Origin of the sequence: Robertkochia sediminum, from assembly GCF_016786255.1 — a bacterium.
GTDB lineage: Bacteria > Bacteroidota > Bacteroidia > Flavobacteriales > Flavobacteriaceae > Robertkochia > Robertkochia sediminum.
This window is the reverse complement of the sequence record NZ_JADMKT010000072.1, coordinates 41,236-61,637: the sequence shown is the minus strand read 5'-3', so window position 1 is coordinate 61,637 and position 20,402 is coordinate 41,236. Positions and strand designations below refer to the sequence as shown.

Here is a 20,402-nt window from a genome sequence, read left to right as displayed (position 1 = left end):
CAAAGGTCCATGTCTATGCGAATACTTATTACCGGAGCTACCGGTCTTGTAGGAACAGCGATCACCGAACTTTGCCATGCCCGGGGGTATCAGGTGAACTATCTCACCACCCGAAAAGAGAAATTAAGCCAGGATCCGGCATATCGCGGATTCCTCTGGGATCCTTCCCGAGGAGCGATCGATACCGAATGCTTTGCCGGGGTTCATGCAGTGATTAATCTCGCCGGGGCGTCGATCGCCAAAAGATGGACCGACAGCTATAAAAAGACGGTATTACAAAGCCGTGTGGATTCCCTGGAAACCCTGCATAAGGGAATGAAAGACTCCGGGAATAAGATCCCCCTTATGGTTACAGCATCAGCTATTGGGGTGTACCCTTCATCCTTTACAACCTATTACGAAGAAGAAGAAGAAGGCGCTGTTGCCAATACCTTCCTGGGGGAGGTGGTGGCCGCATGGGAAAAAGCTGCCGATGTGTTCACGGCATCAGGAACCAGGGTGGCCAAGGTGCGTATCGGACTCGTACTTAGTGCCGATGACGGAGCCTTGCCGCAGATGGTAAAACCGGTACAGATGTATGCCGGGGCAGCCTTTGGTAGCGGGGAACAATGGCAGAGCTGGATCCATATTCGGGACCTGGCCGGCATCTTTATGCACCTGCTCGAGAACGAAGCCGAAGGTGTCTATAACGGGGTGGCTCCCAATCCGGTAACCCAAAATAAATTAATGCAGGCCATTGCCAAGGTGGTGAATAAGCCATTGTGGCTCCCTAATATTCCGGAATGGTTTATTAAAATGGTGCTGGGAGAGATGAGTTCGGTGCTGCTCGAAAGTCAGCGCGTAAGCTCCAAAAAGGTAGAGGTAGAGGGGTATGTGTTCAAATACCCTAACCTCATGCCCGCTCTGCAGGATATCCTGCAAGAAAAAGGCCAGCTCCGTGAAGAACTGGCCCCTTAACAGCCGGTACGAATACCGTATATGATTATCCTTTTTTCGCTGCTACCTTGATGGTAAGTTCGATATTGTCGTTGATGAACTTGTCACCCAGGTTATCGAATACAGACTTAGAACCGTAGTTTACGTTCCACTGTGTTCTATCGATAGCGAAAGTCTCACTGGTCACTTCGATCATATCTCCGTTGTTTACTACAGATACAGGGAAAGAAATGTTTTTAGAGATCCCTCTGATGGTGAGGTTACCCTCCATCATGCTTTTTTCTCCTTCGTTGCTCATTCCTGTTACTTCGAAGCTCGCAGTTGGGAACTCAGCTACGTTGAAGAAGTGATCTTCTTTTCCTTCAACACTTCCTTTTAGGTGTGCTTCCAGATCTTCTTTTCCGTCTCCTGCTTCAAGGTCGGTTACGGTGATGCTGTTCATGTCGATCACGAAAGAACCTCCTGTGATTCCTTCCTCTCCCATTACGAACTCACCTTCTGAGATGTTTACGGTACCGGTGTGGGTTCCTGTTGGCTTGGTTCCGATCCAGTCGATGGTACTGTTGGCGGCATCGGCAGTATAGGTAACACCGGCAACTTCAGCAACCTCTTCAGTAACCACAGCCTCTTCAGCAGTAGTTTGGTTCTTCGGTTCTCCCTTGCAAGAAGCCAGAATGGCTACAAAGGCAATAGCGGTAATTTTTACGATGTTCTTTTTCATCTTGATTGTGTTTTTTGTTAGCGTTGTCAAATGTAGGAATAAACATCCCCTTAGAGTATTAATAATTTATTAAATAATTAAGATGACATTTTGACATTTTAAAGGAATTGGCAGTACTTTTGCCGTTTGAAAATCGAGACAGAAATTTTTTATCATAGAATATGGCTAAAAAAGACAAGGAGACAGATGCGCTTCAGGACGATATGAAGGCTCAGAATGCCGCCGAAGCTGCGGAGGCAAAGCAAGAAGAGAAGTCAGAACAGGAGCTTATGGCTGAAGAACTGGCTAAAGAAAAAGACAAATTCGTGCGACTTTTTGCCGAATTCGAGAATTATAAAAAGCGTACTTCAAAAGAACGCGTTGAACTTTTTAAAACTGCGGGCCAGGATGTCATGCAGGCCATGTTGCCGGTTTTAGACGATTTTGACCGTGCCTTGAACGAATTGGGTAAAACTGCCGACGAGGGGGTACTTAAAGGCGTGGAGCTTATTAACAATAAGCTTCGTGATATTCTGACCTCTAAAGGGTTGGCACAGGTTGCCGTAGCACAAGGGGATGTCTTTGACCCTGAGGTTCACGATGCGATCACCCAGATCCCGGCACCATCAGAAGACCTTAAAGGGAAGATCATCGATGTGGTAGAAAAGGGATATACCCTCGGAGACCGTATTATTCGTCACCCTAAGGTGGTGGTAGGACAAGCCTAAATATAACCAAGGCACCAGGTACAGGTTGATAGTACACCTCCTGTAGGCTATGGACAGGAGTTTAAAATTCAGATCCGGGATCATCCCGGGGCCCAAAATCAAAAAAGAATGAAGCAAGATTATTACGAAATATTAGGGGTAGATAAAGGCGCCAGTACTGCTGAGATCAAAAAGGCATACCGTAAGATGGCTATCAAATACCACCCGGACAAGAACCCGGGTGATAAGGAAGCCGAGGAGATGTTCAAAAAGGCCGCGGAAGCCTATGAGGTCTTGAGTAATGCCGATAAACGCGCCAAGTACGACCAGTTTGGTCATGCTGCTTTTGACGGTAGCGGAGGCTTTGGTGGTGGCCATATGAACATGGACGACATCTTTAGCCAGTTCGGTGATATCTTTGGAAGTGCCTTTGGCGGCGGCGGATTCGGTGGCGGGTTCGGCGGCGGATTCGGCGGTGGAGGCCGTGGCCGTGTGAAAGGTAGCAACCTTCGTATTCGCGTAAAGCTCTCCCTTGAAGAAGTGGCCAACGGGGTAGAGAAAAAGGTAAAGGTAAGACGTAAGGTGAAAGCCGAAGGTGTTACCTATAAGACCTGTACCACCTGTAATGGTACCGGGCAGGTAACCCGAATTACCAATACCATTCTTGGTCGTATGCAAACCGCTTCGCCTTGTAATACCTGTTCAGGGGCCGGAGAGGTTATGGACAAACGTCCTGCCGATGCCGATGCTCAGGGACTCAAGATAAAAGAAGAAACCGTTTCTATCAAGATCCCCGCCGGGGTTGTAGATGGGATACAGCTTAAAGTAGCCGGAAAAGGAAACGAAGCTCCGGGTAACGGAATTGCAGGAGACCTTATCGTAGCGGTAGAAGAGCTCGAACACAAGAGCCTGAAACGCGAGGGAGATAACCTGCATTACGACCTTTATGTCAATATAGCCGAAGCGGCACTGGGTACCTCCAAGGATATCGATACTGTAAACGGTAAGGTGCGAATTAAACTGGAAGAGGGAATTCAGTCCGGTAAGATCCTTCGACTTCGCGGAAAAGGGATCCCTAGCCTCAATGGTTACGGCAGCGGAGACCTTTTGGTTCACGTTAATGTGTGGACCCCAAAAACATTGAATAAAGAACAACGAGCATTTTTTGAGAAAATGGTCAACGACGATAATTTCACCCCCAACCCCGAAAAGGGTGATAAGTCATTTTTTGAGAAAGTAAAGGACATGTTTTCGTAATTTAACTTTTTGATTTTTTAAAAAAGGTTATCTTTGTCCATACGCTAGTTTCTTGCTAGTGTTAATTTTTTCTTTTTCATAGCAATTTTTTCCCATCCTTGATATCCATTAAGGGTGGGTTTTTCTTTTTATACTTATCTTATCGTTTTCTTAAGATTGATTTCCGGTAAAAATGGTGGGTTGCTTTTCCTATCTTTGAGAAAAGCTTACAGACCATGTCCAACTTATTGGAGGCTAAAGACCTGTACAAATGGTATGGTGACCATGCCGCCCTCGACCACGTCAACCTGGAGATCCCCAAGGGGAGTATCTTTGGTTTGTTAGGACCCAATGGCGCAGGGAAGACCACGCTTATACGTATTATCAACCAAATCACCCATCCCGATTCGGGAGTGGTGTACTTTAACGGAGCTCCGCTTGAGCGCGAGCATATCGCCAGGATCGGTTACCTGCCCGAAGAACGCGGACTCTATAAATCGATGAAGGTAGGTGAGCAGGCCGTGTACCTTTCGCGCCTCAAAGGACTCAGTAAGCTGGAGGCTAAAGACCGGCTGCGCTACTGGTTCGAGAAATTCGATATCACTCCCTGGTGGGGAAAGAAGGTACAGGAACTATCAAAGGGAATGGCCCAGAAGGTGCAGTTCATTGTTACCGTACTGCACGAACCGACCCTGTTGATCTTTGATGAGCCGTTTAGCGGATTTGATCCTATAAATGCGACGATGATCAAAGATGAGATCCTCCAATTGCGGGATAAGGGTGCTACCGTGATCTTTTCGACCCACCGCATGGAATCGGTCGAGGAGATGTGTGATCATATTGCTTTGCTCAATCGCTCACAAAAGATCCTCGATGGCAAACTGAGCGATATTAAAAAGGCCTACCGCAACAATACCTATGAAGCCGGTTTATTACACGGCCAACCGGCACAGCTACGGGAAGAATTACTCGCGATACTCCCCGATACAGCGACCAGGATGCAGATCTCCGGTGAGGAGCTAAAGCTTCATGTGCAGCTGGATAATGGCATGGACAGCAGGTCGCTCCTGCATATGCTCAACGAAAAGGCCGAGGTACTCTTCTTCAACGAGGTGATCCCTTCTGCCAACGATATCTTTATTCAAACCGTAAAAAAAGAGGCTGCCCACCATGGATAAACTCCTGCTCATTATAAAGCGAGAATACCTCGCCAAGGTCAGAAACCGCTCCTTTATTGTTATGACCGTTCTGAGTCCGCTGCTTATCGTCGGTATGATCGCGGTGGTCGTTTTTCTTACCCGTATGAATAACGACCAGAAAAAGGTGATCGGAATTCTCGACGAGAGTACCTATTTCGATAATGTCTTTATCACCGGACCTGAACTGGCCTTTGTAGACCTTCGCAATATCACCCCCGAGGAGGCCAAAGATTCTGTGGCTTCTATGGGGTATTACGGACTATTACATATTCCCGGAGATGCTACCATAGAAGCGGTAGCAGAAGGGATACAGTTCTACTCTGCAAAGTCGCCTTCCATTACCGTTACCGGAATGTTGGAAATGCGCATTGCCAAGCGGCTAAGAGAGGAAAAACTACGCCAGATCGGAGTATCAGAACAAATGGTGAACGAACTGGTGGCGAATTTCGAGATTCCCACCACCACCTTTTCAGGGGAGCGCAGTGTGAAAGGGATCAATGAGATCAAGGCTGCCATCGGGGGTGGCTTCGGCTATCTCATCATGATGTTCATCATTATTTATGGCGCCTTTGTGATGCGTAGTGTGATCGAAGAAAAAACGAGCCGTATCATTGAAGTGATCATCTCCTCCGTAAAACCCTTTCAGCTTATGCTGGGTAAGATCATAGGAACCTCCCTGGCAGGGATCACCCAGTTCGTGATCTGGATCCTGTCGGCAGGCGTATTAGGATTCCTGGCCTTTTCATTCATGGGCGTAGATTGGCAGGAATTTGGCCCCGGAGCCAATTTGCCCCCCGAAGCCATGGAAACCATCGAAGAAGCCTCTGCCTCTAACGAAGTGCTGCAGCTATACGTGGCAGAAATGTTGCGCATTCCATGGGGTACCCTCATCGTGTCGTTTATGATCTATTTTACCCTGGGATACCTCATTTACAGTTCGGTCTATGCTGCTATCGGTGCTGCCGTTGACAATGAGACCGATACCCAACAATTTATGTTCCCGGTGATCATGCCGCTCATGCTGGCCGTATATGTGGGGTTCTTTTCGGTTTTCGAAAATCCCAATGGCCCCATTGCGGTAGGCTTTTCCCTGTTTCCGCTTACGAGTCCCATAGTAATGCTTATGCGACTCCCCGGAGGGGTAGGGGCCGATGGGGTGCCCTGGTGGCAACTCTTTGCTTCTATAGCCCTGTTGGTGGTTACCTTTATCGGGATCGTCTGGCTGGCAGCCAGGATCTACAGGGTGGGGATTCTTATGTACGGTAAAAAGCCTACTTATAAAGAATTGTACAAATGGCTTAAGTATAAATAACGAAAGGCTAATGATCTTTTAATCAAAGTATTGCGATGGATGTAGTTTTGTGCCAAGCAATTGGAGTCCGCGTGAATTGGTTAAAGACAGATTTTTCGGTATAATTATTGGATAGAAACTTACAAAGCGAATGTTATCTAAATTTCAGCAATGTCAAAAATACTCATAATAGAAGATGAAGCAGCCATCAGGAGGGTACTGGTGAAGATCCTGGGGGAGGAGAGTCCCGATTACCTGGTAAGCGAAGCTACCGACGGACTATCTGGTATGGAGCAGATCAAAAAGGAGGATTTCGACCTGGTGCTTTGCGATATAAAGATGCCTAAGATGGATGGGGTCGAAGTGTTGGAAGCGGCCCAGAAGATCAAACCAGAGATCCCTTTTGTGATGATCTCCGGTCATGGCGACCTGGACACAGCGGTAAATACCATGCGTTTGGGAGCTTATGATTATATTTCAAAACCGCCGGACCTGAACCGCTTGCTCAATACGGTGCGCAACGCCCTTGACAAGAAGGAACTGGTCTCTGAAAATAAGCGGTTGAAGAAGAAGGTAGTGAGAAACTACGAAATGATAGGGGATAGCGAGCCTATCGTGAAGATCAAGGATATGATCGAAAAGGTGGCTCCCACAGATGCCAGGGTCATGATCACCGGCCCTAATGGTACGGGGAAAGAACTCGTGGCTCACTGGATCCATCAAAAGAGCGACCGCTCTGCCGGCCCAATGGTTGAGGTGAATTGTGCCGCCATTCCGTCTGAACTTATCGAGAGTGAACTCTTTGGCCACGTAAAAGGCGCCTTTACGTCGGCGGTGAAAGACCGTGCCGGAAAGTTCGAAGCGGCCAATAAGGGGACCATCTTTCTCGATGAGGTGGGCGACATGAGTCTTTCTGCCCAGGCTAAAGTGCTCAGAGCCCTGCAGGAGAATAAGATCTCCCGGGTGGGGAGCGATAAGGATATCAAGGTAGATGTTCGTGTGATCGCGGCAACCAATAAAGACCTTCAGGAAGAGATCGCCAAGGGGAATTTCAGAGAAGACTTGTACCACCGCCTGGCAGTGATCTTGATCAAGGTTCCTTCTCTAAACGACAGGAGGGACGATATTCCTTTACTTGTGGAGCATTTCAGTAAAAAGATCGCGGCCGAGCAAGGCACCAATCAAAAGAAATTCTCTCCCTCGGCACTGGGACTGTTAAAAGAATACGACTGGACAGGAAACATCCGGGAATTGCGAAATGTGGTCGAAAGGCTGCTCATTCTCGGAGGGAAGGAGATCAGTGAAGACGATGTAAGGTTGTTTGCGAGTAAGTAACAGGTAACTTGTAAAAAGTAATAGGGATAACCCTTAGCACTTCACTCTTAACCCATAACCCATAAAAAAAGCCCCGCAACCATGGGGCTTTTTTTATAAGGTATTTTGTGAGTTGTTCAGATTAACGGCATCCTTCAAGGGCTGCGGCTACATCTTTTTGCATACGCACGGCTTGCTGCAGGTACCATTGCTTGGTCTCTGCCAGGCTTTCGTTTTCCAATACCGCATCGCTACGCTTATAGCTTCCGTTCAACAGCGAACGTACCTTACTGCATCCCAGGGTTTCGGCCAGGTCGATAAGGTTTTGTTCCATCTCTGCCAGATGTACTTCGGCAGCCTGCTTAACGATCATTTGCTCTTCCAGCTCTCTGGCGCGGGCCAGTCGTGCCTCTTCGGCCAATAGTTGCTGACGAGCGATCTTCTCTTCGAGAATACGTTGCTGCTCTTCAAGGCGCTTACGCTCGGCTTCCAGCTTTTGCTGTTCAGACAGTAGATTACCGTTGTCTGCAAGGTATTCGGTATCGTTGCTCGCAGAAGCAATAGCTCCGGGAGCGGCGGTTACAGGTTCGGTGTTGGTGTTAGAAGCCGTACAAAGGTCTAGTTCTCCCATCATGCTCTGTACATGTGCCAGGGCGATCTTGGTGTAGTAGCGACCTGCATCCCAATCTTCCGGCTCTACAGCTCTACTGAGGTTATTCAGTCCTAGTGCCAATTGGTCAAGAGCAGGCTGGCAGCCGCACTCTTCGATGAGGGTTTGCGCTTTTTCCATAGCCTCAACCCCACGTGCAGCATATTGCATCTGGTGGTCAAAGTTATCAGACTTTAAAGCTCTTTTGGTGTGGGCAAGCGCATAAGAAGCAGCAGAATACGCTGTGGTGCACTGCGCTATGGTCGCATTATATGACAATAGCAGAAAGGTGATCAATAAAGCAAATTTTCTCATACTTAAGCAGGTTTGTTATGTCGATTTTACAATTTGGGTACAGCAATAATACAATTTATATATCATTTTAAAAAACCTATCGATAACATCATGTTATTCAGATCTTTATGCGTTATTTTTAAGAAAAACTAGGATATGGACAAAATACGAAGCGCCGATTTCAGGGTCGATACCCCTGTAAAACTAAAGGAAATAGCCACCCTGAACAACCTCAATGCCGATGATGAGGCCCTTAAGAAAAGACTTGCAAAGACAAGGAGAAAGCTCGGGAAACTTCAGGATGTTATGTATGCACATGGTAAATATGCGGTGCTCATTTGCCTCCAGGGTATGGATACTGCAGGGAAAGACAGCCTGATAAGAGAGGTGTTCAAAGACTTTAATATGCGTGGGGTAGTGGTGCACAGTTTTAAAGCGCCAACGCGTCTTGAGCTTAAGCAGGATTATTTGTGGCGTCATTACAAACGGTTGCCCCAAAGAGGGAAATTCGGAGTGTTTAACAGAACCCATTACGAGAATGTCCTGGTTACCCGTGTGCATCCGGAATTTATTCTTGGGGAGAATATTCCCGGGATCACCTCTACAGACGATATTACCGATGAATTTTGGGAGGGCCGTTTCCGGCATATCAGGGATTTTGAAAACCACCTTGTGACTAATGGTACGCTCGTTTATAAATTCTACCTCCACCTTTCTAAGGAAGAACAAAAGAACCGCTTGCTAAGAAGACTTGACATCCCGGAAAAGAACTGGAAGTTCTCCCCAAGCGACCTGAAAGAACGCAGGTTCTGGGATCGGTACCAGGCGTGTTATGAAGATGCCATAAATGCGACCTCCACCGACGATGCGCCATGGTTCGTGGTACCTGCCGATAATAAGAAGGCCTGCCGTGCCATTGTAGCCGATATCATATACGACGAACTCAAGAAGTATGAGGATATTCGCGAACCTTTATTAGATGAATCTATTAGTGCTGATATCGATGCCTACCGAAAGGAGTTGGAAGAAGATTAGTTTTATTGAAAATTTAACATCATCTTTCGGGTGGATTCTGCATTTTTAGATCACCAAAAACACTAGCTACCATGAAAAGATCCCTTGTTCTTTTTCTACTGCTTTCGCCCCTGTTCATGTGGGGCCAAACAAGCGATGCCCAACAGTTGAAAAGCATTTATGAGCAGTCGCTTACTAATGGTAAGAGTTACGATTGGCTCGATTACCTGAGCAACCAGATCGGGGGGCGTCTCTCCGGATCGCTCAATGCAGAAAGAGCCGTGAGGTATACGAAAAAGGAATTGGAAGCTCTGGGTCTCGATAAGGTATGGTTGCAACCGGTCATGGTGCCTAAATGGACCCGTGGGGTGAAGGAATACGCCTATATCGAATCGGCTCCGGGAAAGATCACTCCGGTAAACATCTGTGCTTTGGGAGGCAGCGTGGCTACGCCCGAAGGCGGACTTCGCTCGGGGATCATCGAGGTGAACGGGATCGCAGAATTGCAAACCTTGAGCAAGGAGCAGGTGGAAGGGAAGATCGTTTTTCTCAACGAAGCTATGGAGCCTACCTATATCAATACTTTTAAGGCCTATAGTGGCTGTGCAAATCAGCGTTACGCAGGCGCTATGGAAGCCGGTAAACTCGGAGCTTCGGGAGTTATTGTTCGATCGCTTAACCTCAGGCTCGATGACCTGCCACATACAGGAAGCATGTCTTATGGCGACCTTCCGGAAGCCGACCGCATTCCTGCAGCCGCTATCAGTACCAAAGATGCGGAGTTGCTGAGTACCATGATCAAACTGGATCCGACCATTTCATTTTACTTCAGTCAGAAATGCCGTGTATTTCCCGATGTACAGTCGTATAACGTGATCGGGGAGATCACCGGAAGCGAATACCCCGATGAGATCATTACAGTTGGCGGACACCTTGATTCGTGGGACCTCGGAGATGGTGCTCATGACGACGGTGCCGGATGTGTGCAAAGCATGGAAGTGCTGAGACTCCTAAAAGAAACCGGATATACCCCTAAAAGGACCATCAGGGTGGTGCTCTTTATGAATGAAGAGAACGGACTCAGAGGGGCGAGAAAATATGCAGAGGTCGCCGAACAAAAAGGGGAAAAACACCTGTTTGCCCTTGAAAGTGATTCGGGCGGATTTACCCCGAGGGGATTCTCTTTTGAATGTCGCGACGATCAGTTCGAGCAGGTACTTAGCTGGAAGCCATTGTTCGAACCTTACCTTATACACCTTTTTGACCGTGGAGGTAGTGGGGCCGATGTGGGGCCTTTGAAGAACGGCGAAACCGTACTCGCCGGATTGCGTCCCGATACCCAACGCTATTTTGACCATCACCACGCAGCTAACGATACTTTTGAGCACGTGAACAAAAGGGAACTCGAACTCGGAGCAGCCACCATGACCGCCCTGATCTACCTGGTTGATAAATACGGATTTGGTAAAAAGGTAAAGGGGTAAAGAGGTATCTAGGTATATGGGTAGGTATGTAGGGAAATAGGGAAGTAGGGAAATAGGGAAGTAGGGAAGTAGGGAAATAGGGAAGTAGGAAATTTTGGGTTTTTAATGCTTGATTTTGAATGGTCCAATATAGATATCGCCTAACTGCCTAAATGCCTAACCGCTTAACTGTATAATCACATAACCGCATAACCGCCCCTCCCACGTCATAGACCTGGGCACCCCTCCTTGGGAAGGAGGGGAGAAATCCCAACTTTTATAATACAGTGTCACTACGTCACTGCGTCACCGTGTCACTGCATAACCTCTAACCACTTAACAAAACTTTAGGCATCCCCCGGAAGCCATATCGAAAGCATGGACCTATAATTTTAGTATTTTTATAGGGCTATGAAAAACACACACAAAAAAGGATTTGTTTTCGATTCCTATAAGGCTCCCGACCAGTCGCCTTTCGAGAAGCTCTTTGAGATCTTCAAGGAGCTCATCACCCATACCTCGGGTGATTTTGATGAGGCCATAAGCTGGCTGAGGGAACTGGACAAGGAATACGAGCTTACCACACCCGATTACACCATCGACGACTTTATTGAAGACCTGAAGAATAAGGGGTATATCCGCGAGGAATTCGATCCCGACGGTGAAGGTACCGAAGGCGATGGCTCCGGACAGGGCAAGTTCAGTATCACGGCCAAGACCGAACAGATGATACGTAAGCACGCCCTCGACCAGATCTTCGGAAAACTCAAGCGCAGTGGCCGCGGGAACCACCGTACCGCCTTTACGGGCCGGGGCGATGAACACACCGGCGACTTCCGTGAGTATCGCTTTGGCGATCCGCTGGAGCGTATTTCGATGACCGAAAGCATGCGTAATGCCCAGATCAATCACGGCCTCGATAACTTCATGCTCAATGAAGACGACCTGGTGGTAGAAGAGACCCACCTTAAGGCACAGATGAGTACGGTGCTTATGATCGACATCAGTCACAGTATGATCCTGTATGGCGAAGACCGCATTACTCCGGCCAAAAAGGTAGCCATGGCCCTGGCAGAGCTCATCACGACCAGATACCCTAAAGACACCTTGGAGATCCTCGTGTTCGGCAATGATGCCTGGCCCATATCCATTAAAGAGTTGCCCTACCTCAAAGTTGGGCCCTACCACACCAATACGGTGGCCGGACTGCAGCTGGCAATGGATATGTTGAGAAGAAAACGCAATACCAACAAGCAGATCTTTATGATCACCGATGGTAAGCCCAGTTGCCTTCGTGAACCCAATGGAGAGTACTATATGAACAGTATGGGGTTAGACCCCTATATCGTCGATAAATGCTACCAAATGGCGCGACAGGCCAGAAAATTGCACATCCCCATTACCACCTTTATGATCGCCCGTGATCCTTACCTCATGCAATTTATCAGGCATTTTACCGAGGCCAACCGGGGGAAAGCATTCTTTACCGGACTCGAAGGACTCGGAGAAATGATCTTCGAGGATTACGAGAACAACCGCAAACGAAGAATAAGAGGATAACGAAAAAGAAAAAATTGAACATGAATATAGAAAACATCAAGACTCTTGGAGCCTTACGATCATCCGATTACCGCTCCAGATCTGTTAAAGAAGAACTCAGAGAGAATCTCATACAACAAATTAAACAAGACCGCTCTCCCTTTAGCGGGATCCACGGCTATGAGAATACCGTACTCCCCGAGCTGGAAAGGGCGATCTTATCTAAACACAACATCAATTTACTGGGGCTTCGCGGACAAGCAAAGACGCGTTTGGCAAGGCTCATGGTCGGACTGCTCGACGAGTGGATGCCTGTGGTTGCGGGATCGGAGATCAACGATGATCCGCTGTATCCCATCTCCAGGTACGCTAAGGAACTCATTGCTGAAAAAGGCGATGATACCCCGGTGAACTGGGTACACAGGGACGAGCGCTTTTATGAGAAGCTGGCCACCCCTGATGTTACCGTTGCCGACCTTATCGGGGATGTAGACCCTATCAAGGCTGCCAACCTCAAGCTGTCTTATGCAGACGACAGGGTGATCCATTTCGGGATGATCCCGAGGGCGCACCGGAGTATCTTTGTGATCAATGAGCTTCCTGACCTTCAGGCCCGAATACAGGTGGCCTTATTCAATATCCTGCAGGAAGGCGACGTGCAGATTCGCGGATTCAAACTGCGGTTACCCCTGGATATCCAATTCGTCTTTACCGCAAATCCAGAGGATTATACCAACAGGGGGAGTATTGTTACCCCTCTAAAAGACCGTATCGGCTCACAGATCCTGACACATTACCCGGAATCGGTGGCTATTGCGCGCACCATTACCCAACAGGAAGCGGCCCTGGATCCGGAGCAAAAGGAACGCATCGCAGTACCTGAACTGGCGGCCCTGCTTATCGAGCAGATCGCCTTTGAGGCCAGGGAAAGCGAATTTATAGACCACAAGAGTGGGGTGAGTGCGCGTATGAGCATCACCATTTTTGAAAACCTGATGAGCACTGCCGAACGCCGCATGTTGTTGAATAATGAAGATAAGGGCACTGTTCGACTCAGTGACTTTATGGGAGTGGTTCCGGCCATTACCGGAAAGGTGGAGTTGGTATACGAAGGAGAGCAGGAGGGTGCCGCCTTTGTAGCCAACAACCTGATCGTGAGTGCTGTGAAGACCTTATTCCCTGAATACTTTCCAAAGATCGAAAAGCTCGAGAAACAGGGAGAAGCCACCCCTTACGATGAGATCCTCCAGTGGTTCTTTGAGGGAAGCGGATTCGAACTTCAGGACGACCTTCCCGATCACGAATACAAGACCTTGCTCGATACGGTAAGGCCGGTAGATACTGTACTGTCGCAATACCAGCCTGATGTATCTGATCAGGATCGGTATTTTATGAAAGAATTCCTGCTGTGGGGACTCGCAGCCCATAAGAAACTCTCTAAGAACAGATTCGTTTCAGGGCATCAGTTCAAAGACCTCTACGGCAATTACATCAGTAGGTTATAAATAGAACGAAGGAGGGGATTTCCCCTCCTTTTTTGTGCTTAGATATGGTTGCTTTACTAAGTATTCCACTCTGGCCTCCTCTCAGTATTGAGTAACCCGATCTACCTCAAAGCTTTCACCTTACTCCTCTCAGTGTTGAGTAACCCGATCTAGCCCAAAGCTTTTACCTTACTGCTCTCAGTATTCAACAACCCGGTCTACCTCAAAGCTTTTTCCTTCTGAAGAAGACACGAGTTTGTATTGCAACTGTCGTACCGATCCATCGTTGAGCACCATACGCCGTACCAGGCTGGTTTCGACTAAAGCAAATTCATCACCACCAACATACCCCTCCGTGTGGGCAGGGTCACTGCTTAAAGGTGGTATATAGATACTTTCAAAGGTGTTTTCCTTTCCGGAGCTAAAGCCATAGGCATGCCCTTTCATGGCATTTTCCGGCTCTTGGGTAAAGATCACCACTTCCGGAGATCCGTCTGCGTCAAGATCTTCCATCCCCGTACCGGTTACCTTCCCGACTATGGGAGTGGTTAAACTACCGCCAGGAGATTCCCCACGGAAAACTGCTACTGTAAGTTCTTCTCCCGCCACAGCGATATTAAAGGTGGTGTTCTGCATTTCCATGGTCTTTGAATAGGTAGTGGCCTCTGTCGGTGCTGTGGCTACAGGTGTTTCGGTAGCAGGATCATCAGTGGTTTCGGCGGCCTTTTGGGTATCGTTCTTACAAGCCCAAAGCATCATGAGAGATACGCCCAGGCCAAGGAGTGTTGCATTTTTCATAGATGATGTGTAAGGTGTTGACAAACACTAAAATAAGCAATTGTTGGCTTTCTTCGAGAAAATGTGGTCTTGCCCTAATGGGGTGTATCCTTTTCTTATAAAAGTGAAAGAAACCTTATATTTAATAAAAAATATTTCCCAATGGCAGGAACATACAAAGCGCTTGTAAATGAATTGGATACCTTCGAATTTTCGGATACCGAGATCGCTAAGGCCAACCTGATACATACAGGAGGACAAACGTACCATTTGATCCGAGATCACCGGTCAGCACAGCTGCAAATAGAAAGTTATGACCTTCAGGAACGCACTTACCTGATACGGGTTGGAGACGAGCGTTTCCGGGTACAAATATCAAGGCCCATAGACCTGTTCATCGAACAGATGGGATTCGCTGTCTCTGATGGAGATCAGGTCGATACGGTGGTGGCTCCTATGCCCGGACTTTTACTGGATATCTACGTCAGGGAGGGGCAGGAAGTAGAAAAAGACGAACCCTTGCTCGTACTCGAAGCCATGAAGATGGAAAATGTGATCCTATCTCCCCGTAAGGGAACCATAGCTTCGGTGCGAATGGCCGTTGGAGCATCGGTAGAAAAAGGAAGTGAACTCATAGCATTCGAATAATATGAAGAAAGTACTGATAGCCAATCGCGGCGAGATCGCCGTGCGTATCATAGAAAGTGCCCGCCAAATGGGTATGGTAACGGTAGCGGTATATTCTGTAGCCGACAGGGAGGCCCCTCACGTACAATTGGCCGATGAGGCTGTGGAGATCGGCGGTCCCGATTCGGCTTCTTCTTACCTCGATATGGATAAGATCATCGGGGTGGCCGCGACGGTTGGTGCCGATGCCATTCACCCCGGATACGGATTTTTAAGTGAGAATGCCGTATTTGCTAAAAAGGTCACCGAGGCCGGGATCATTTTTGTTGGACCTTCTCCGGAAGCCATCAGGGTTATGGGCAGTAAATTGGAGGCCAAGGCCACAGTATCGGCCTATGATATCCCCATGGTTCCGGGAACCGATAAGGCGATAACCGACGCTTCTAAGGCCATGGAGATCGCCCGGGACATAGGCTTTCCTATTCTGATCAAAGCCTCTGCCGGGGGTGGAGGAAAGGGGATGCGTGTCGTTGAAAAAGAAGAAGACCTGGAATCCCAGATGGAAAGAGCCATTAGTGAGGCCAAAGCCGCCTTTGGCGATGGTTCGGTCTTTATCGAGAAATACGTGACCTCTCCAAGGCATATCGAGGTGCAGATCCTCGCCGATACCCATGGCAATACCGTACACCTTTTTGAAAGGGAATGCAGTATTCAGCGCCGGCACCAAAAGGTGATCGAAGAGGCGCCTTCGAGCGTGCTTACCCCCGAGCTCCGCGAGCGTATGGGACAGGCCGCCATCCATGTGGCGCGGTCTTGTGACTATGTGGGAGCAGGGACCGTAGAATTCCTCCTCGACGCCGATCACAATTTTTACTTTTTAGAAATGAATACGCGATTGCAGGTGGAACATCCCGTGACCGAAATGGTTACCGGTCTTGACCTCGTTCGCTTGCAACTGGAGATCGCGATGGGCAAAGCCCTGCCTTTTGCGCAGGAAGACCTGAAACTTCATGGGCATGCCATAGAGCTCAGGGTATACGCCGAAGATCCGCTTGACAATTTCTTTCCCAGTACGGGAACCCTGGAGACCTACCGGTTACCGGAAGGCGAGGGGGTACGGGTCGATAACGGATTCTACGAGGGGATGAAGGTGCCTATTTATTACGACCCCATGTTGTCTAAACTGGTGTGTTACGGTGCCGACCGCACAGAGGCCATACACCGTATGCGCAAAGCGATAGGAGAATACCTGGTAGAAGGGGTGCGAACCACCTTACCGTTCGGACGGTTCGTTATGGACCACGAAGCCTTTATAAGTGGCCAATTCGATACGCATTTTGTTTCCCAATACTACCAGCCGGGATCCCTGGAGAAGGCCCGTAAGGAAAAGTCCGAGCTGGCCGCAGTGCTGGCATTGCACCACTATCTGAAAACACGAGAAAAGTTAAGCTTACCAAATTCACAGCCATGAAAGAGAAATTAGACGAATTACAAAGACGACTCAAAGAAGCTGAAGTCGGTGGGGGAGAAGAGCGCATAGCCAAACAGCACGCCAAGAAAAAGCTCACCGCAAGAGAACGTATCGCTTACTTGCTCGACGAAGGCTCTTTTGAAGAGATGGGTGCCCTGGTAACCCACCGGGCAACCGACTTTGGGATGGATAAACAACGTATTTACGGCGACGGGGTCGTTACGGGTTATGGTACCATAAACGGACGTCCCGTATGCGTATTCGCCCAGGATTTTACGGTTTTCGGGGGAGCGCTTTCTGAAACCCATGCCGAAAAGATCTGCAAGGTCATGGATATGGCCGTGCGTACAGGAGTGCCTATGATAGGCCTTAACGATTCGGGGGGAGCCCGCATACAGGAAGGGGTAAGCTCCCTGGGAGGCTATGCCGATATCTTTCACCGCAATGTGAGTTCCTCAGGTGTTATTCCCCAGATCTCGGCCATTATGGGGCCATGTGCCGGTGGGGCCGTATATTCTCCGGCCATGACCGATTTCACCTTGATGGTAGAGAATTCCAGCTATATGTTCGTTACCGGACCCAATGTGGTAAAAACGGTGACCAATGAAGAGGTTACGGCCGAAGAGCTCGGCGGGGCGCGTACGCATGCTTCCCGGTCGGGGGTGGCGCATTTTACCGCCATGAACGATGTGGAATGCCTGAAGCAGGTAAAGACCTTGTTGTCTTACCTTCCTCAAAACAATAAGGAGCTGCCTAAGCACCTTCCCTTTGAGCCCGACAAAGAATATTGTGAAGACCTGGCTACAGTGATCCCCGAGCACCCTAATCAGCCTTACGATATGCATAAGGTGATCGAAAAGCTCATCGATGCTAACAGCTTTTTTGAGGTACATAAGGACTATGCTCCGAATATTATTGTGGGATTTGCCCGTATGGGCGGTCGCAGTATCGGGATCGTTGCTAACCAACCGATGCACCTCGCCGGAGTGTTGGATGTAGACAGCTCTGTGAAAGGGGCGCGATTTACGCGGTTTTGCGATTGCTTTAATATTCCGTTGTTGGTGCTGGTGGATGTTCCCGGATTTTTACCGGGTACCGACCAGGAGTGGAATGGTATTATCGTAGAGGGAGCAAAACTGCTTTATGCCCTTAGTGAGGCTACGGTACCTAAGGTGACCGTGATCACCAGGAAAGCCTACGGAGGAGCCTATGATGTGATGAATTCCAAACACATAGGTGCCGATCTTAATTTTGCTTGGCCATCTGCAGAGATCGCAGTAATGGGAGCTAAGGGAGCCAGTGAGATCATCTTTAAAAAAGAGATCGCTGCAGCAGACGACCCCGCGGCCAAACTGGCAGAAAAAGAAAAGGCGTATGCCGATAAGTTCGCAGATCCGTACAGTGCGGCACGACGCGGATTTATAGATGAGGTGATCGATCCGCGGGATACGAGAAGAAAATTACTCAAGGGGTTCAGTATGCTGGAGCATAAAAAAACAGAACGTCCCGACAGAAAACACGGCAACATACCCCTATAAAAAAAGCCCGGATCTGTCCGGGCTTTTTTTATGATGGTCATATAAAGTCTTATTCGATAACTCCTCCGCAGCTCACTCTCGCTCCGGCAGCACCACTAGGCTGACTTACGAAATCGTCCTGACCTTTGTGAACGATCACGGCCTTACCGAGGATGTCTCTGGTCTCGATCCCACAGCCAATACACCACAGGTCGGTTTCAAAGGTAATAGAACCATTACCGTTCTCATCGGCGGTAAAGTTTCCGATATCTCCCAGGTGGAACCCTTCTTCTTCACCCCATTTTCCGTGCTTGGCAAAGGTCGGATTCCAGTGTCCGCCGGTAGATGTGGCATCATCTGCCGAACAATCGGCCTTTTCGTGCAGGTGGATGGCGTGCTCCCCGGGCTCAAGCCCTTCAAAAGTAGCGACCATGGTCACCTTCCCGTTTGCCTGGGTAAAGGTGGCCGTACCTTTAACTTCACTTCCGCTCTTGGAAGCCATAACCACGGTAACCTCCTTTACGTCGGTATCCTTGGCGGCAGCAGTATCATCGGCGGTAATTTCAACGGTTTCGGTAACCACTTCTTCTGTAGCTGCTTTCTTTTCATTCCCTTTACAGCTTACCCCCAGTGTTAACAGGCCCGCGGCAAAGAGTACTATGTACATTTTCGTATTTTTCATAATTTATTGAGATTTTGGTAGTCGAATATAACAAGTTCTTCCTGTTTTAACAAAATTACGCATTTTCTATGGTCGTATTGATCTGATTTTTTGCAGAAAGGGTTTTGTGTACCGGGCACTTATCGGCGATCTGCAGGAGTCGCTCCATTTGCTGCCCATCCAGGGTTCCCTTGACCTTTACCGTCCGCTCAAAATGATCGATGCGGGCCTTTGGGTCGTCACAATGCTCACAGTCTACCACATGTTTTCCGGTATGTGACACAAAGACCTCGATACGCACGGCCTTCCATTCTTTCCTTCCGAGGTACATATTCAGGGTCATAGCGGTACAACTTGCTAAGGCTGCACCCAGCAACTCATAGGGGGTAGGCCCAAGGGCAGCACCACCATAGGCTTCGGGTTCATCGGCGATCATTCGGGTATGGCCTACGATCATTTCGGTGGTAAAGGCATCGGCTGTATCAAGACTTGCCATGACCTGGTGGGGGAATTCACGAGGTTGATGCGCCTCATGTGGAATATAGCGTTGGGCCCAGCTTCCGATAAGGTCGCCGGCATACAGGGAGTCTTCTTTCCTGCTTAGCAGGTGGTCTGCCCCATCCAACGATACAAAGCTTTTGGGGTGATGGGCAGCCTGATAGAGTTCCCGGGCATTATCGATCTCTACGATCCGATCCTGTGGTGAATGTAAGATAAGCAGTGGCAGTCGCAGGTCGTTACTCACCTCGTTGCCGGGGAGACTGTTCAGATCGTTCAGGAACTGGGAACGGATGGTGAAGGTACGCCCTCCGATATTGATCTCGGCACTCCCTTTTTCTTCAATGGTTTCCAGGCCCCCCTCCAGGAGGTGGGTTACATGTGAAGGGTGAGAGGGGGCGCCTATGGTCACTACGGCCTTTACTGAGGCGATCTTTCGCGCAGCCAGTAGTACTGCGGCCCCTCCCAGGGAATGACCTACTAAAAGTTCGGGAGCCGTATATTTTTCTTGCAGCATGGCCGCTGCATCTTCAAGGTCGTTGATATTGGCCGAAAAATTCGTGTTCGAAAAGTCGCCTTCACTGTTGCCAAGTCCTGTAAAGTCGAACCGCAATACTGCAAATCCGCGGGAAGTTAGCCCTTTGCTTATGTTCTTTACTGCAGGGAAGTTCTTGCTACAGGTAAAGCAATGGGCAAAAATGGCGTAGGTATGGGGGGCTCTGTTTACGGGGAGGTCGATGCGGCCGGAAAGAACGATCCCATCGCGGTTGGTGAATTTGATGTTTTCTGTGGTCATAGGGTTGGATTTATGCCGGCAAGGTATTGGGGCCTTATGCCCTTGCGTAAGGCGAAGGTACTGAAAATGAGTTTAAAGGCTGTCTTTTGGAGGGGGTGTTTCGGGAATCCCGGAAGTAGTTTAGGAAAAGAAAGGTTTGATCCCGGGTGGAGTAAAAAAAAAGATCCTGCCTGTAAATGCTTACGGGCAGGATCCTGTGGGTTTGCCATACTCATGTGGTTACTTGCAG

18 protein-coding genes are annotated in these 20,402 nt (G+C 48.7%); 13 read left to right on the top strand and 5 right to left on the bottom strand.

Translation table 11 applies throughout. The features are described 5' to 3' along the window. The first annotated feature begins 9 nt into the window (after positions 1-9). Entirely contained in the window at positions 10-957 is a 948-nt protein-coding gene (locus tag IS446_RS05675; RefSeq protein WP_317192173.1) for a TIGR01777 family oxidoreductase, read from the top strand. Between the two features lie 25 nt (positions 958-982). Here IS446_RS05675 and IS446_RS05670 read toward each other — a convergent pair whose 3' ends face one another. Continuing rightward, on the bottom strand, positions 983-1,657 hold the full coding sequence (locus IS446_RS05670) for a YceI family protein (RefSeq protein WP_203059045.1): 675 nt from the start codon (positions 1,655-1,657) through the stop codon (positions 983-985). A gap of 161 nt (positions 1,658-1,818) precedes the next feature. Here IS446_RS05670 and IS446_RS05665 point away from each other — a divergent pair, with 161 nt between their 5' ends. From IS446_RS05665 to IS446_RS05645, 5 genes are all read left to right on the top strand, one after another. Continuing rightward, entirely contained in the window at positions 1,819-2,364 is a 546-nt protein-coding gene (locus tag IS446_RS05665) for a nucleotide exchange factor GrpE (protein WP_203059044.1), read from the top strand. A gap of 108 nt (positions 2,365-2,472) precedes the next feature. Further along, on the top strand, positions 2,473-3,600 hold the full coding sequence (dnaJ, locus tag IS446_RS05660; RefSeq protein WP_203059043.1) for a molecular chaperone DnaJ: 1,128 nt from the start codon (positions 2,473-2,475) through the stop codon (positions 3,598-3,600). 215 nt (positions 3,601-3,815) lie between these two features. After that, positions 3,816-4,757 carry an ABC transporter ATP-binding protein gene (locus IS446_RS05655; RefSeq protein WP_203059042.1) on the top strand — a complete coding sequence of 314 codons (942 nt, stop codon included), beginning with the start codon at positions 3,816-3,818 and terminating at the stop codon, positions 4,755-4,757. Beyond that, on the top strand, positions 4,750-6,090 hold the full coding sequence (locus IS446_RS05650; protein ID WP_203059041.1) for an ABC transporter permease: 1,341 nt from the start codon (positions 4,750-4,752) through the stop codon (positions 6,088-6,090). Before IS446_RS05655 ends, IS446_RS05650 begins: the two co-directional genes overlap by 8 nt. Before the next feature lie 150 nt (positions 6,091-6,240). Further along, on the top strand, positions 6,241-7,404 hold the full coding sequence (locus IS446_RS05645) for a sigma-54-dependent transcriptional regulator (RefSeq protein WP_203059040.1): 1,164 nt from the start codon (positions 6,241-6,243) through the stop codon (positions 7,402-7,404). A gap of 121 nt (positions 7,405-7,525) precedes the next feature. Here IS446_RS05645 and IS446_RS05640 read toward each other — a convergent pair whose 3' ends face one another. Further along, positions 7,526-8,347 carry a hypothetical protein gene (locus tag IS446_RS05640; RefSeq protein WP_203059039.1) on the bottom strand — a complete coding sequence of 274 codons (822 nt, stop codon included), beginning with the start codon at positions 8,345-8,347 and terminating at the stop codon, positions 7,526-7,528. A gap of 135 nt (positions 8,348-8,482) precedes the next feature. Here IS446_RS05640 and IS446_RS05635 point away from each other — a divergent pair, with 135 nt between their 5' ends. From IS446_RS05635 to IS446_RS05620, 4 genes are all read left to right on the top strand, one after another. Then, a complete protein-coding gene (locus IS446_RS05635; RefSeq protein ID WP_203059038.1) occupies positions 8,483-9,361 on the top strand; it encodes a PPK2 family polyphosphate kinase in 879 nt (292 codons plus the stop codon). 71 nt (positions 9,362-9,432) lie between these two features. Then, entirely contained in the window at positions 9,433-10,824 is a 1,392-nt protein-coding gene (locus IS446_RS05630) for a M20/M25/M40 family metallo-hydrolase (RefSeq protein WP_203059037.1), read from the top strand. Between the two features lie 390 nt (positions 10,825-11,214). Continuing rightward, positions 11,215-12,363 carry a vWA domain-containing protein gene (locus IS446_RS05625; RefSeq protein WP_203059036.1) on the top strand — a complete coding sequence of 383 codons (1,149 nt, stop codon included), beginning with the start codon at positions 11,215-11,217 and terminating at the stop codon, positions 12,361-12,363. A gap of 20 nt (positions 12,364-12,383) precedes the next feature. Next, complete coding sequence (locus IS446_RS05620) at positions 12,384-13,847, top strand: MoxR family ATPase (protein WP_203059035.1); 1,464 nt, start codon at positions 12,384-12,386, stop codon at positions 13,845-13,847. A gap of 177 nt (positions 13,848-14,024) precedes the next feature. Here IS446_RS05620 and IS446_RS05615 read toward each other — a convergent pair whose 3' ends face one another. Next, the gene (locus tag IS446_RS05615) at positions 14,025-14,624 is read right to left on the bottom strand and encodes a hypothetical protein (RefSeq protein ID WP_203059034.1); all 600 of its coding nucleotides are present in this window, start codon (positions 14,622-14,624) and stop codon (positions 14,025-14,027) included. 141 nt (positions 14,625-14,765) lie between these two features. On the opposite strand from IS446_RS05615, the gene IS446_RS05610 reads away from it, so the two are divergent. From IS446_RS05610 to IS446_RS05600, 3 genes are read left to right on the top strand one after another with little or no spacing between them, the layout of a single operon-like run. After that, complete coding sequence (locus tag IS446_RS05610; protein WP_203059033.1) at positions 14,766-15,251, top strand: acetyl-CoA carboxylase biotin carboxyl carrier protein subunit; 486 nt, start codon at positions 14,766-14,768, stop codon at positions 15,249-15,251. 1 nt (position 15,252) lies between these two features. Continuing rightward, complete coding sequence (gene accC, locus IS446_RS05605) at positions 15,253-16,701, top strand: acetyl-CoA carboxylase biotin carboxylase subunit (protein ID WP_203059032.1); 1,449 nt, start codon at positions 15,253-15,255, stop codon at positions 16,699-16,701. After that, a complete protein-coding gene (locus IS446_RS05600; RefSeq protein ID WP_203059031.1) occupies positions 16,698-18,239 on the top strand; it encodes an acyl-CoA carboxylase subunit beta in 1,542 nt (513 codons plus the stop codon). Before accC ends, IS446_RS05600 begins: the two co-directional genes overlap by 4 nt. A gap of 49 nt (positions 18,240-18,288) precedes the next feature. Here IS446_RS05600 and IS446_RS05595 read toward each other — a convergent pair whose 3' ends face one another. Further along, a complete protein-coding gene (locus tag IS446_RS05595) occupies positions 18,289-18,900 on the bottom strand; it encodes a superoxide dismutase family protein (protein WP_203059030.1) in 612 nt (203 codons plus the stop codon). Positions 18,901-18,955: 55 nt separating this feature from the next. Beyond that, positions 18,956-20,173: a bifunctional alpha/beta hydrolase/OsmC family protein gene (locus IS446_RS05590; protein WP_203059029.1), complete on the bottom strand. Its 1,218-nt coding sequence runs from the start codon at positions 20,171-20,173 to the stop codon at positions 18,956-18,958. Positions 20,174-20,402: the final 229 nt, after the last annotated feature.

Coding starts and splice junctions, on each gene's coding strand:
- IS446_RS05675 (WP_317192173.1), top strand. CDS start 10: ATGTCTATGCGAATACTTATTACCGGAGCTACCGGTCTTGTAGGAACA.
- IS446_RS05670 (WP_203059045.1), bottom strand. CDS start 1,657: ATGAAAAAGAACATCGTAAAAATTACCGCTATTGCCTTTGTAGCCATT.
- IS446_RS05665 (WP_203059044.1), top strand. CDS start 1,819: ATGGCTAAAAAAGACAAGGAGACAGATGCGCTTCAGGACGATATGAAG.
- dnaJ (WP_203059043.1), top strand. CDS start 2,473: ATGAAGCAAGATTATTACGAAATATTAGGGGTAGATAAAGGCGCCAGT.
- IS446_RS05655 (WP_203059042.1), top strand. CDS start 3,816: ATGTCCAACTTATTGGAGGCTAAAGACCTGTACAAATGGTATGGTGAC.
- IS446_RS05650 (WP_203059041.1), top strand. CDS start 4,750: ATGGATAAACTCCTGCTCATTATAAAGCGAGAATACCTCGCCAAGGTC.
- IS446_RS05645 (WP_203059040.1), top strand. CDS start 6,241: ATGTCAAAAATACTCATAATAGAAGATGAAGCAGCCATCAGGAGGGTA.
- IS446_RS05640 (WP_203059039.1), bottom strand. CDS start 8,347: ATGAGAAAATTTGCTTTATTGATCACCTTTCTGCTATTGTCATATAAT.
- IS446_RS05635 (WP_203059038.1), top strand. CDS start 8,483: ATGGACAAAATACGAAGCGCCGATTTCAGGGTCGATACCCCTGTAAAA.
- IS446_RS05630 (WP_203059037.1), top strand. CDS start 9,433: ATGAAAAGATCCCTTGTTCTTTTTCTACTGCTTTCGCCCCTGTTCATG.
- IS446_RS05625 (WP_203059036.1), top strand. CDS start 11,215: ATGAAAAACACACACAAAAAAGGATTTGTTTTCGATTCCTATAAGGCT.
- IS446_RS05620 (WP_203059035.1), top strand. CDS start 12,384: ATGAATATAGAAAACATCAAGACTCTTGGAGCCTTACGATCATCCGAT.
- IS446_RS05615 (WP_203059034.1), bottom strand. CDS start 14,624: ATGAAAAATGCAACACTCCTTGGCCTGGGCGTATCTCTCATGATGCTT.
- IS446_RS05610 (WP_203059033.1), top strand. CDS start 14,766: ATGGCAGGAACATACAAAGCGCTTGTAAATGAATTGGATACCTTCGAA.
- accC (WP_203059032.1), top strand. CDS start 15,253: ATGAAGAAAGTACTGATAGCCAATCGCGGCGAGATCGCCGTGCGTATC.
- IS446_RS05600 (WP_203059031.1), top strand. CDS start 16,698: ATGAAAGAGAAATTAGACGAATTACAAAGACGACTCAAAGAAGCTGAA.
- IS446_RS05595 (WP_203059030.1), bottom strand. CDS start 18,900: ATGAAAAATACGAAAATGTACATAGTACTCTTTGCCGCGGGCCTGTTA.
- IS446_RS05590 (WP_203059029.1), bottom strand. CDS start 20,173: ATGACCACAGAAAACATCAAATTCACCAACCGCGATGGGATCGTTCTT.